General features: G+C 64.7%; 14 protein-coding genes. 8 read left to right on the plus strand and 6 right to left on the minus strand.

Annotated features, from left to right (window positions below):
- Positions 1-4: 4 nt before the first annotated feature.
- Genes F1542_RS07130 through F1542_RS07145 form a run of 4 tightly spaced genes read right to left on the minus strand, consistent with a single transcriptional unit; the run spans position 5 to position 4208 of the window.
- Complete coding sequence (locus F1542_RS07130) at positions 5-1687, minus strand: methyl-accepting chemotaxis protein (RefSeq protein ID WP_193732430.1); 1683 nt, start codon at positions 1685-1687, stop codon at positions 5-7.
- Positions 1688-1693: 6 nt separating this feature from the next.
- A complete protein-coding gene (locus F1542_RS07135) occupies positions 1694-2233 on the minus strand; it encodes a chemotaxis protein CheW (protein ID WP_193732431.1) in 540 nt (179 codons plus the stop codon).
- Positions 2230-3600 carry a protein-glutamate O-methyltransferase CheR gene (locus F1542_RS07140; RefSeq protein ID WP_193732432.1) on the minus strand — a complete coding sequence of 457 codons (1371 nt, stop codon included), beginning with the start codon at positions 3598-3600 and terminating at the stop codon, positions 2230-2232. Before F1542_RS07140 ends, F1542_RS07135 begins: the two co-directional genes overlap by 4 nt.
- On the minus strand, positions 3597-4208 hold the full coding sequence (locus tag F1542_RS07145; protein ID WP_193732433.1) for a chemotaxis protein CheW: 612 nt from the start codon (positions 4206-4208) through the stop codon (positions 3597-3599). The genes F1542_RS07140 and F1542_RS07145 overlap by 4 nt, the downstream gene beginning before the upstream one ends.
- A 135-nt stretch (positions 4209-4343) precedes the next feature.
- On the opposite strand from F1542_RS07145, the gene F1542_RS07150 reads away from it, so the two are divergent.
- The 5 genes from F1542_RS07150 (at position 4344) to F1542_RS07170 (ending at position 7864) form a co-directional block, all read left to right on the plus strand.
- Complete coding sequence (locus F1542_RS07150; protein WP_193732434.1) at positions 4344-4751, plus strand: hypothetical protein; 408 nt, start codon at positions 4344-4346, stop codon at positions 4749-4751.
- A gap of 20 nt (positions 4752-4771) precedes the next feature.
- Positions 4772-5440: a cell division ATP-binding protein FtsE gene (locus F1542_RS07155; protein ID WP_193732435.1), complete on the plus strand. Its 669-nt coding sequence runs from the start codon at positions 4772-4774 to the stop codon at positions 5438-5440.
- Positions 5440-6366, plus strand: coding sequence for an FtsX-like permease family protein (locus F1542_RS07160; RefSeq protein ID WP_193732436.1), 927 nt, complete (start codon positions 5440-5442; stop codon positions 6364-6366). Before F1542_RS07155 ends, F1542_RS07160 begins: the two co-directional genes overlap by 1 nt.
- Positions 6345-7034: a YdcF family protein gene (locus tag F1542_RS07165; RefSeq protein WP_193732437.1), complete on the plus strand. Its 690-nt coding sequence runs from the start codon at positions 6345-6347 to the stop codon at positions 7032-7034. The genes F1542_RS07160 and F1542_RS07165 overlap by 22 nt, the downstream gene beginning before the upstream one ends.
- A 77-nt stretch (positions 7035-7111) precedes the next feature.
- Complete coding sequence (locus tag F1542_RS07170; RefSeq protein ID WP_408886243.1) at positions 7112-7864, plus strand: lysophospholipid acyltransferase family protein; 753 nt, start codon at positions 7112-7114, stop codon at positions 7862-7864.
- A gap of 132 nt (positions 7865-7996) precedes the next feature.
- On the opposite strand, the gene phaR is transcribed toward F1542_RS07170, so the two are convergent.
- Positions 7997-8626, minus strand: coding sequence for a polyhydroxyalkanoate synthesis repressor PhaR (gene phaR, locus F1542_RS07175; RefSeq protein WP_193732439.1), 630 nt, complete (start codon positions 8624-8626; stop codon positions 7997-7999).
- A 381-nt stretch (positions 8627-9007) separates the two neighbouring features.
- A complete protein-coding gene (gene gloB / locus F1542_RS07180) occupies positions 9008-9739 on the minus strand; it encodes a hydroxyacylglutathione hydrolase (protein ID WP_193732440.1) in 732 nt (243 codons plus the stop codon).
- Positions 9740-9837: 98 nt separating this feature from the next.
- Here gloB and F1542_RS07185 point away from each other — a divergent pair, with 98 nt between their 5' ends.
- The 3 genes from F1542_RS07185 to F1542_RS07195 are packed head-to-tail and all read left to right on the plus strand — an operon-like array spanning position 9838 to position 12175.
- Positions 9838-10590, plus strand: coding sequence for a methyltransferase domain-containing protein (locus tag F1542_RS07185; protein WP_193732441.1), 753 nt, complete (start codon positions 9838-9840; stop codon positions 10588-10590).
- 34 nt (positions 10591-10624) lie between these two features.
- Positions 10625-11302 carry a phosphatidylserine decarboxylase gene (locus F1542_RS07190; protein WP_010506572.1) on the plus strand — a complete coding sequence of 226 codons (678 nt, stop codon included), beginning with the start codon at positions 10625-10627 and terminating at the stop codon, positions 11300-11302.
- Between the two features lie 6 nt (positions 11303-11308).
- Entirely contained in the window at positions 11309-12175 is an 867-nt protein-coding gene (locus tag F1542_RS07195; RefSeq protein ID WP_193732442.1) for a phosphatidylcholine/phosphatidylserine synthase, read from the plus strand.
- Positions 12176-12361 lie beyond the last annotated feature (186 nt).

A 12361-nucleotide genomic window follows, 5' to 3' on the forward strand; every position in this document is an offset into this window, starting at 1 on the left:
GCCGTCAGGTCTGGTAACGGGCGGAAATGGTCAGAAGCTGTTTTGACAGCTTGCCAAGGTTGCTGGCCGAGACCTCCAGGTTGCGGGTGCCCGCCGATGTCTGCTGGCTGGCCTGTCGGATGCTCTGCAGCGCGGTCATGACCTGTTCAATGCCGATCTGCTGCTGGTTGGTTGACGCCACGATCTGCTGGAAGGCATGCACGCCTTCCTCGATCCCGCCGGTCATGCGTTCGATGGTGCGGTAGGCGATGTCGGTGCGTTCCTTCCCCGCCGAGACACGCTTGACCGCTTCCTCCGTCAGCATGACGGAGGTGTTGATGCCGCGCTGGATGTCACCAAGGATGGCGCGTACGTTCTGCGTCGCATCGCGCGACTGGTCGGCGAGGATCTTCATTTCCGCCGCCACCACGGCAAACGACCGCCCGTGCTCGCCCGCCGCGGCTGCCTCGATCGCGGCATTCAGCGCCAGCAGGTGGGAGCGTTCGGACAGGTCATTGACGGACGCGATGATTTCGCTGATCGCCTCGGTCCGTTCGGACAGGGCCACGATGTTCGACGCCACGGCTTCCGCCCCGTCATGGGTATGGGCCATGGCGCGGGCCGTTTCCTCCACCGCTTCCAGACCGCTTGCGGAACTGTGGACGATCACCTCCGCCGAGGAAATCACCTCACGCGCGCGCTTGCTGATCTGGGCACCCGAATGGGTGATTTCATCCACGGTGGCCGCTGTTTCCTGTACTGCGGCGAACTGTTCCTCCACGCTTGCGGCCTGCTGCTGGGTGGAAGCGCGGATTTCGGCCACGGCGGCGTCAAGGTTCTGCGTGACTTCCCCGCTCTGGCGCGCGATTTCCCGCAGGCCGTCAATCATGCGGTTCAGGCCGGCGGCCAGGCGGGCGACCTCGTCACGGTCCTCGCCCATGCCGCCCACCTTGGCGCGGGTGGCAAGGTCGCCCTGCCCCACGCGTTCCATCACATGCATGATGGACGAAATCGGTTCCATGATCGACCGCCGCGTCCAGAAAGTCACGATCAGGGCCACGACAACTGCCCCCGCCATGCCGATGGCCAGCGAACGGCGGCTGTAATCATATGATGCCGCCCCCTGCGTTTCGGCCACCTGCACCCCGTGATCCAGCAGGGACGCCGCCCGCCCCACCAGCAGGTCTATCGACTGTTCGCGGTTGTCGATACGCGATGCCTGTTCGCGCACGCCCGCGTCATTGCCCGCGCGTATGGCCTGGAACAGCATGGCCGCGCCACGCGTATCCATCTGGAACTGCGCGGAAATATCCCGCAACTGGCTGGCGACGGTATTGAACATCTCGCGCTGGTCGTCGCTGCGGGCCAGCCTGCCCCCTTCCTCCGCGCGCGACAGCACGCCCGCCAGCAGCCTGTCCGCGTCGCGCGCCTTTTCATCCCATCCGGCTATGGCGTCTTCCAGTACGGTGGGGGCGGTTTCGAAATCATGCGCGTAATAATGCGCAAGGATGGCAAGCCTCCGGGCGACAAGGTCGTTTTCATTGGCGCGGATATGCGTCAGTTCACGATAGACCGACAGGTCGCGCGTGACGATGATCGTCATTTCATCACGCACCTCCCGGATCTGTCCCAGCGCGTAGATACCCAGCGATACCATCAGCAGGACACCGACCATGAAGCCGAACAGCAGGCGATTGGCGATTGTCACGGTACTTCACACTCCGACATAACGGGAAGAAAACAGGCGCGCGGGATCAATGACGGTCAGGCTGCGCCCATCGGGCAGGCTGGCCTGTGGAAAGCCCGAAGGCGTCAGCGGCGTGGGCGTGCCCGTGATTTCCACGGTACCCGCGGCACCACTGGCCAGCAGGCCGATGCGCCCCAGCGGAATGCTGGAAACCGACCGCAGCAGCAGCATCACGCCGGGCGCCTCCAGCGGTGCGCCGCCCAGCAGGACCGAAAGGTCGAATACGGTATACAGGTCAGCCTGATAGCCATGCACGCCGCGCACGCCGGGTGGGCAGTCGGGCCTGCGGGGCATATCACTCCAGACCGGATCGGTCACGCGCAGCACGGCATGCAGGTCCACCCCGCAGGCCTGCCCCGCAAGGTCCAGCATGACCAGCAGCCGCCCCGCTGCAGCCCCTGTGTGTTCCTGCCCGCGCGCGGCCATGATCTGCGCGCGTTCGTGCAATACCCGGCGGGCGAAGGCATCCCTGCCGGATGGTGGCGTGATGTCGTGGTTTTCCGTCACGATGTCACCTGTGCATGACGGATTGCCGGGGCCTCACTGGCCTGTCGGGCCAGACGCAGCAGGCCCCCCGCCGTCATGCCATCCCCATCGGGCAGCACGGTAGCGGGCGGGCAGCGGCGGGCCAGTTCCATCATCTGCAGGCGCAGCCGGTTTGCCTCCACCCATCCGCCCGCATCTTCCAAAAGGCGGGCAAGGTAGCAGCGCGCCATGACATGGTCGCGGCACAGGTAAATAACCCGGCGGAACGATTCCTCGGCCTGCAGCAGGCTGCCTTCACCCCATGCCAGCACGGCAAACAGGAAATGGATGCGGGTATCCATGGGGTGGCGCAGCAGGTGGTCACGGCACATGCGCATGGCCAGCGGAACCTGCCCCGTATCCGCAATCTGCCGGATTTCGGCAGCGACTGGCGTGCTGTCCACGGCGGGCATGGGCACAAGCGCGCGCGTGGGCCTGCGCCGGGACGTATCGCCTGCGACTGGCGCATCCGGCACGTCCCCACCTGCCTTTGCGGGCCGGCGAAATGCCAGCGTGCCAGGCAGGCGCACGGTTTCAAGGCTGGGCGCGAAACAGGAAACGGGTTCGGAATGCCCCAGCAGGATCCAGCCCTGGGGCGCAAGTCGGCCCGCCATGGCATGGACCAGTGCCTGTGCCTGTGCCTGCGCGAAATAGATCAGCACGTTGCGGCACAGGATCAGGTCGAATGGCCCCGGCGGCCCGCCATCAGGCCGCAGCAGGTCAAGGACATTGCCGTAACGGAAGCGGACCATGCGGCGATAGCATTCATGCAGCCGCCATATCCGGGGACTGACGGGGGTGAACCACGCGGCACACTGCGCGGGCGCTATGTCACGCAGGGTCCATGCGCTGAATTCGGCCTGACGCGCCTGTTCCAGGGCGCGGGTACTGATATCGGTGCCCAGGATTTCGATATGCCAGTCAGCGGGGTTCATCCCCGCTTCCTCCAGCAGGCGCGTCAGCAGAATGGCGATGGAATAGGGTTCGGCCCCGTTGGAACAGCCGACACTCCATATCCGCAGGTGGCGCGTGGCGGCAGCCCGGCGGATCAATTGCGGCAGGATGGTGCGTTCAAGGGCCGCGAACTGTTCGGCATACCGGAAGAAAAACGTCTCCCCTATGGTGATGGCGGATTCAAGTTCCCGCCATTCCCTGTCGCCCCGCGCCCCATCGGCCAGCAGGGCAAGGTAGTCATGGCAGGTACGAAAGCCATGCAGCGCCATGCGCGCGCCCACCACCTGTTCCAGCAGATCGGCCTTGTCCATGTAGTAATGCAGCCCCGTGCGGCGGGTCACCGCATTGAGCAGGCGCCGCAGGCCCGCGGGGGGAAAGGCTGCCGGTCCTGTCATGAACGTCCTTCCCCATGCCCGTCGCCGGGCATGTCGGGTTGCGGTGTATCGATCGCGGCCCACAGGGTGGCGCGCGCACGGGTACGTTCCATCAGGGTGTCCAGCCGCATGCGTTCATCATCATTGATGATGTCGGTCATGCGCAGCATGAATGCAATGCCACCATCCGCAAGTTCCAGTTCCCGCCCGGCGTCCGTCCCCCCTGCCATGTCACCGTCAACCGTGGCAGGGGCAACGGGGGCGGGCTGCCGCGTGACCGCGCACACCGCATCCACCAGCAGGGCCACGCTGCCCCCGCCGGGCAGGTTGCACAGCAGCAGCGGGCAGTACAGCAGGTCAACAGGCTGGCGCACCGCCTGCGTGCGTTCCCCCAGCAGCACGCCAAGGTCGATCACCACCACCATGGCCGCCCCCAGCCGGAACCAGCCCGATACATGCGGCAGCGCCACGGCCACCGGCATGAGTTCGGGCACGGGCATGCATTCCCTGACCACAAGGCCCGCGGGCAGGCCATACTGCCGCGAACCGACGCGAAAGATCATGACGGGCGGCAACGGCGGCCGGCCCGATCCATATCCCTTACCCTGCTGTGGCGTGGCGTTATCCATTAGCGACGGCGCACCTGCTGTTTCCCATATGCACAAGGCAGAAGTTTGCATTTAATACAAGCGGTCGCTACCTCGGTCTGGAATGCGTTTCCAACAATCCGGGGAAGCAGCACCCATGACCGGAGTCTTGTTTTAATGGACAGTCCCTTTTCCAACCAGCAGCATGATCGCACGCTGCCCCCTGCCACCAGTGCTGCGGGCGGGATGAATATGCCGCGTATCGTGCGGCTGGCGGTATGGTCGGTTTTCTACTTCCTGTTCTATCTGGTGCAGCAGGTATCGGAACTGGTCGCCCCCCTGGTCCTGATCCTTGGCATCGGGTGGAGCGCGCTGCCCCATATCATCGGGATCGTGAACGGCGCCGTGGGCAACGACCCGCAGACACGCGACATGATCGCGCATGTCACGCATTCCATTCCCGACCATCTGGAGGTGGGATCCCACCTGCTGACCCCCTCCTCGCTGGTCTTTGACGGGCTGCTGCTCATGGCGGCGGCGGCGCTGTGCGCCACGCTGTCCACCATTGCCGCGCGCACCATGTAAAGACAGGCAGGGCCGCCCGCATGTTCCGCCTGCATGATGTCAGTTACGCCCATGGCGGCAATGCCGGGGTGGCCGCGCTGTCACATATCAGCCTTGATGTGCCGCAGGGTGAATTCCGCTGGCTGCTTGGCCCGTCGGGTGCGGGCAAGTCGTCGCTGCTGTCCATCCTGTCGCTGGAAGTGCAGGCCAGTGCCGGGATGGTGGAAATACTGGGCGTGCCGGTCATGCAGGCGCGGCGCAGCAGTCTTGCGCGCCTGCGCCGCCGCATCGGGACGGTGTGGCAGGATTTCCGGCTGCTGCCCGACCTCAGCGTGTTTGACAACGTCGCCCTCCCGCTGCGCCTGCAGCACCGCGCGGAAGACGAGATCGCCCATGAGGTGCACGCCATCATGAAATGGGTCGGGCTGGAAAACCGTCTGGACGCGCGGCCGCTGCAGCTTTCGGGCGGCGAGCAGCAGCGGGTCGCGATCGCGCGCGCGGTGATCTACCGTCCCGCCCTGCTTCTGGCGGATGAACCGACCAACGCGCTGGATGAACGGCAGGCGGGGCGTCTCATGGCCATGTTCCACCGGCTGGCGGAACTGGGCACGACCATCGTGGTGGCTACCCATAACGACGCGATCGTGGAAAAATATCCCGCCCCCGCCATTGAACTGGCGCATGGCCACATGGTGCGGGATTACCGCTGATGGCACGCAGGCGCTATCATGACGGGCTGGCCCTGCATCAGGCCTTGCCGGGGCAGTTCCTGCCCTTCCTCGTCGCGGCCATGTCCTTTCTTGCCGCGCTGGCGCTGGCGGGGGGGATTGCGGCACATGGCCTGTCGCAGCGCTGGACCCATGGCGCAGGGGCGGTCACGACCGTGCAGGTGCCCGGCCCCGATGACCCGGCGGCCGGCACGGGCACACGGATCGCGGCCGTGCAGGACATTCTGGCCCATGCCCCCGGCATCATCACGGCGCACCGTCTAAGTGACGCGGAACTGCGCAGCCTGCTGGCCCCATGGATCGAGCAGACGGGGGACGCGTCCCTGCCCCTGCCCGCCGTGATCGAGGTGCATACGACAGCCGGACAGGACCCGATGCCGCCCCTGCTGCCCCGACTGGAAGCCATTGCCCCCGGCGTGATGGTTGAACATGACAGTGTATGGAGCGACCGGCTGGCAGCCCTGGCTGCCAGCCTGCAGGCCTGTGCGCTGCTGTCCGTAATGATCGTGATGACGGTGGCGGTGTGCGTGGTCATGGCCGCGACGCGCGCGGGACTGCAGACCCGGCGGCAGGCCATTGCGCTGATCCACTCACTGGGGGCGATGGACAGCTATATTTCCGGGCGGTTCGCATCGCGCGTGGGACTGCTGGCGCTGGTGGGGGGGCTTGGGGGCAGTCTTGCGGCATTGCCCATGCTGCTGGCCATGTCGCATCTGGCCGCTCCCTTTGCCGCCGTGACCGATGCGCAGGCCACGGCCCCCATGGACTGGCGCGATCCCGCCGCATGGGCGGACATCGTGCCGCACGCGCTGTTATGGATGCTGCTGGCGCTGCCGCCCGCGGCAGGCATGACAGGCTGGGTCACAACCCAGCTGACCGTGCGGGCATGGCTGCGCCGCCTGCCATGATACGGCCGCCACACGGCAACGGACGACCATCCCCCTTCCGCCGCAGGCTGCTGGCCACGGGCGTACTGGCCACCCTGCTGGCATGGATGGCGGGACTGGCATGGTTTACCCGTGACGCCATGCGCCCCCCCGCGCGGCCGCCGCATGTGGACGGGATCGTGGCACTGACGGGCGGACACGGCCGGATTGATGAATCCCTGCGCCTGCTGGCGGAAGGCGACGCGGACCGGCTGCTGATTTCCGGCGTGGACCTGCATGCGACGCTGGGCGATTTCCTGCGCCACCAGCCACAGCCCACGCCACTGGCGTTATGGATGCGCACGACACTGGGCCACAGCGCCACATCCACGCTGGGCAATGCAGATGAAACGGCGGCCTGGGTACGGGCCTACCATATCCATAGTCTGGTCGTGGTGACGGCGGGGTACCATATCCGCCGCGCCATGATGGAAATCAGGCGCACGGTGCCCGATGTGCGGCTGTATGGTTACCCGATCCGCTCACCCGCGCTGCAGCACCTGCTGCATCCCGCCACCATGCGGCTTATGGTGACGGAATATGACAAATGGCTGCTGGCCTGCCTTGATGTCGCGCGCCTGACGCGGCCACTGCACGGCCTGATCAACCATACCGACACCCGCCCCGGCGCACCGCCCGTCATGGGCTGAATACCGGGTCGCCGCTTGTCCTGACGCCGGTTTTCTGGTGTTAGGAAAACCCATTCATACTGATGGACCCGTTCGTGATGACAGTACTGCGCGCGTTTGCCTTCAACCTGTATTTCCTGCTGCTGACCATCATCATGGGCATTCTGGCCTTTCCCATCCGGCTGTTCGCACCCGGACGGGCGCTGGCCTATGCCAAGGTATGGACGGGGCTGACCCTGCGGGGGCTGCAACGTATCTGCCGGATTGACATAAAGGTCAGCGGCATGGAGCACCTGCCTGCCGGGCCGTGCCTGCTGGCGTGCCAGCACCAGTCCGAATTCGACACCCTCGTCTGGATGAACCTTGTGCCGCGCCCGACCTATGTCATGAAGCGCGAACTGGAGCGCATACCGCTGGTCGGTCCCATGCTGCGGCTGAGCGGCATGATCCCGGTGGACCGGGATGGCAAGGCAAAGGCCCTGCGCGCCCTGCTGGCCGCAACCGACGCGGCGGTGGCCGACGGACGGCAGATCATCATCTTTCCCGAAGGCACGCGCACGGTCCCCGGTGCCCCCATCAGCCTGCAGCCCGGCATTGCCGCCCTTGCCACCCATACCGGGCTGCCGGTCATTCCCGTGGCGACGGATGCGGGGCTGTACTGGAAACCCGGCAGTCTGCTGAAACGTCCGGGCACGATCCATATCGTTGTGGGCGCGCCCCTGCCCGCAGGGCTGCGGCGGGCGCAACTGCTGCCCGCCATTGGTCAGGCGTGGCGGCAACTGTGCACCGGTCACGGGCTGCCAGTGCCCGCGCAGGCAGCCCCGGCTGATCCCGCTCAAAAGACCAATTGATTGATAGATAAAAGTTTTTGGCGAATCTTTTTTCACAAAGATTCGCAAAACGCCGCCGTTTTGAAAAAAGGGGGCACCCAAAAAACTTTTATTGTCTAAGGGAAAGCAGGCTTTCCCATCCGCAAGGCAGGCTCAGCGGCCACCCTTTCCATTCGATGCTTCTCCATGGCGATCCTGTAGCACCGCCACCTGCTGGCGCAGGTCCATGATTTCCTGCAGCAGGTTTTCCACCGTCCGGTTACCCACCCGTTCCACGGCATAAAGGGAAGTGAACAGGGACATGGCCTGCCGCACCACCGCAGCGTTTTCCGTCCCCAGTTGTTCCAGTCCATCCGGTGTCGCGGAAGGGGGCTGCCGGTCCATAAATTCGGCCATCATGCGTTCTAGGTAATCGGATACCTCACCCTGCCTGCTATCGCCATAACAGCGGATAAGCTGGCGCAGGAAGGCAACCGGCAGCATGGCCCGCCCGCGGGTTTCCTCTTCCAGCATGACCTGCGCCAGCACGCCACGGGTTATGTCATCACCCGTGCGGGCATCCAGAATAACGAAGGCACGGTCCTGCTTGACCATGTCCATCAGGTTTTCAAGGGTGATATAGGCCGAAAGCTCGGTATCGTACAGCCGCCGATTGGCGTATTTCTTGATGATTACCGGGACAGAAGATACCGACAAATGCCTTCCTTTCGCATGGATCTGGCCCGTAACACCCCGATGGGCCATGACGTCGCCCACCAGATGGCGGCCATCCCGGCCAGACATTGTGCATGCAGGCCAGATATGGAGTTTTACCGGTCGGGTCTCCCCCGGCATGACCCCTTCATACCCACCCCCTGGCCACGTCCAGCCTTGCGGCATGGATCCAGCGCGGGGCATGCGCCTGTCCCTGCATCCATGACCACCAGACAGCCAGCATTATGTCATAATATCAGGGGCTGGCCATGAGCCGGATCATTAATTGTGATTGCGGACGGGAAAACAATACCGCCATCCGGTTCCCTTTCCCCATCCGCATGGTCGGGCCATGCCCGGATGATGGCCATTTCTGCCGCATGCCCCGCCATGAATCCCGCTTTTCATGCCTGTAAAACGCAGACGTAACCACCCGCGTTTCACAGGTCGCGGCAAACATGACGTAGTATGTCAGAAACTGTCCTTTTCACTGCGCAACCGCGCCAGGGTCGCCACATCCGGCGCGCGCAGGAAGGGATTGGTCAGACATTCCACCGACAGGGGAACCGGCAGCGTGGGCAGCCCCCTGCGTCGCAGGTCGGCCACCTGTGCGGCACGCTTTTTCAACGCGATGTTGTCCGGGTCGACATGCAGCGCAAAACGGGCATTGGACTGGGTATATTCATGCCCGCAGCAGATCAGCGTGTCATCAGGCAGTGCCCTGATCCGTTGCAGGCTGGCGAACATATCGGCCGGCGTACCCTCGAACAGTCGCCCGCATCCCATGCTGAACAGCGTATCGCCACAGAACAGCGCCGGGCCGTCGGGGAAATAATACGACACCTCCCCCGCCGTATGCCCCGGTGTTGCGATTACCTGCGCCCGGGACTGCCCCAGGGCCACGACATCCCCGTCGCGCACCGCGATATCAAGGCGGGGCAGCCGGGCGACTTCTGCTGCCGGTCCCACGATCTTCGCGCCATAACGCTGGCGCAGGGCATCAGCCGCCGCGATATGGTCGGCATGGTGGTGGGTCAGGAAAATCAGGTCCAGCCTGCCCCCCGCTGCGTCGATGGCGGCAATCAGGGGGGCTTCCTGCGCCGGGTCAACCATGCCGGCCGCCCCTGTTACGCCATCATGCACGAACCAGGCATAATTGTCCGACAGGATGGGAATCGCCTTTATATCGAAATTCTGCGTCATGGCTGTCCTCCATTACTCCGGTTGCATGGCCTGAATGCCCGACATGACGTGATGGCCCGGGCAGCGGGGTATGCTAGTGTGTACCAATGCCAGCGAACATGCACACCGCCGCAAGTTTCTATGCCACCCGCCGGGGTCAGGCGGCTGCCCGCCTGCTGTGCCAGCGCATGGCCACCTTCTGGCCCGATGCCACGCAGGGGCATACGCTTGGCCTTGGGTACGCGCTGCCTTTCCTGCCGCTGTGGGACCGGCCCGACAGGCCGTGCATGTCGGCGCGGCTGGACACGCACGTCACGCGCGATGCGCTGCCATGGCATGGGCGTGACTGTATCGTAAGTGGCACGCACCTGCCATTCGATGACCTGAAGTTCGACCGCATCGTGATGATCCATGCGCTGGAGGTCAGCGAGGACAAGAACAGCCTGCTGCGGCAGGTCTGGAAAATCCTGAAGGATGACGGGCGGCTGCTGCTGGTCGTGCCCAACCGGGCGGGGCTGTGGGCGCATACCGACAATTCCCCCTTCGGGCAGGGCACGCCATTTTCACGCCGGCAGATCACGCGCTGGCTGGCCAATGCGTGTTTTCAGGCGCAGCGCCATGAAGACGCGCTGTATGTCCCGCCCGCCGGGCCATGCCCCGCAGGCCCGGTCCGCATGGTGGAATGGACGGGCCGCAACCTGTTCCCCCGACTGGGCGGAGTGTGCATGATCGAAGCGGTGAAGGACATATACGCCGCCGTGCCCGCGCGCCCCGCGACACTGGTACCGTCGGGGCTGCGCCTGCGGCAGGCACGGGTTTTTTCACGAAATACCACGCCACGTCGGCAACCACGCGATATGCAGAATACTTGACCAATTTTACCGAAATCTCCATGAACATTATCCCATGTCGCTGATTCAATCCCTCAAGCTCGTCATCGCCCCGCCGCACCCGGCCGCGCGCCCTTTTCTCCTTGCGTCGGGGGCCGGGGCCATCATCGGTCGGCTGCTGCCGTTCCGGGTGACCAGATGGCTTGGCACGGCCAGTGGCCTGTTCTTTGGCTTCTGCCTGTATTTCTTCCGTGACCCCGAACGCGTCACACCAGCCGAACCGAATCTGGCGGTCGCCCCTGCCGACGGCCACATCGTGTCGATTGAGAAAGTGGCCCCCCCGCCGGAACTGGACATGGGCGACGCCCCGGTGTGGCGGGTTGCGACCTTCCTGTCGGTTCTGGACGTGCATGTGAACCGCATGCCGGTCGCGGGCACGGTGACACGGATCGCCTACCATGCCGGGCAGTTCCTGAATGCCAGCCTGGACAAGGCATCCGAACTGAACGAACGCAATGCGCTGCGCGTGACGCTGAAGGATGGCCGGCAGGTTGCCGTGGTCCAGATCGCGGGGCTGATCGCGCGCCGCATCCTGTGCGATGCCGAGGAAGGCATGCAGTACGAAACCGGCGAACGGTTCGGCCTGATCCGCTTTGGCTCGCGCACCGACCTGTACCTGCCGCCCGATGTCACGCCGCTGGTTGAGGTCGGTCAGACCATGATTGGTGGCGAAACCGTGATGGCGCGGCTTTAGTCCGGCATGGCCGCCCCTCCCACCACACCGGCACGCCGCACGCGACGGTTGAAAAAACGCCAGCGCCCCCGCGTCCGGGGCCTGTCGTTCAACCGGATGATCCCCAACCTCATGACCATGCTGGGCCTGTGCGCGGGCCTGACGGGCATGCGCTTCGGGCTGGAGGAACGTTTTGGCAGTGCCGCCACCGCGCTGCTGATCGCCGCCTGCATTGACGGGCTGGATGGCCGCATTGCGCGCCTGCTGCGCGGCACCAGCCGTTTCGGGGCGGAATTCGACAGCCTGTCGGATTTCCTGTGCTTTGGCGTGGCCCCGGCTTTCGTGCTGTATCTGTGGGCGCTGCATGAAGGCGGCCGTTTCGGCTACATCCCGTGCATCATGTTCACGGTCTGCATGGCGCTGCGTCTGGCGCGGTTCAACGCCAGTCTGGATGACGACGCCAACCAGCCCAAATACGCCAGCAACTTCTTTACCGGCGTCCCGGCCCCTGCGGGTGCGGGGCTGGCGCTGTTCCCGCTCTTTCTGGGGCTGGAGGCACAGCACCTGCATTGTGACTGGCTGTATGAACTGACGCGCGACCCGCTCCTGCCCGCCCTGACGCTCAGTGGCACGGCCTTCCTGCTGGTCTCGACCCTGCCGGTCTGGTCATTCAAGAACTTCAAGGTCCCGTCCCCCATGATCCTGCCCACCATGCTGGGCACGGGGGCCTATGCCGCCGTTCTGGTGGCCGAACCGTGGGGCGCGCTTGCAGCCGCCGGGATCATCTACATCCTGCTGCTGCCCATCAGCAGGCGGAGCTTCCACCGCCTGCGGCGTGAGGCCGAGGCCCTGCAGGAAAGCGATGACCAGCCCGTGGCCGCGCCTGCAAACTGATAAAGCTTCAGGAAACGCCGCCTTTTTGAAAAAGGGTGGCACCCGGAAACTTTTATCCTTTTTTATATTATGCAGATAGCCCATCTTCGCCCTGCATGCGCCAGCGGATCAGGGCGTCGAGTACCTCCGCAGGCGATGGCGGACACCCCGGCAACAGCAGGCTGGCACGCGCACGTCCCCCCACCC

Source organism: Komagataeibacter sp. FXV3 (assembly GCF_015155755.1).
Lineage (GTDB): Bacteria > Pseudomonadota > Alphaproteobacteria > Acetobacterales > Acetobacteraceae > Komagataeibacter.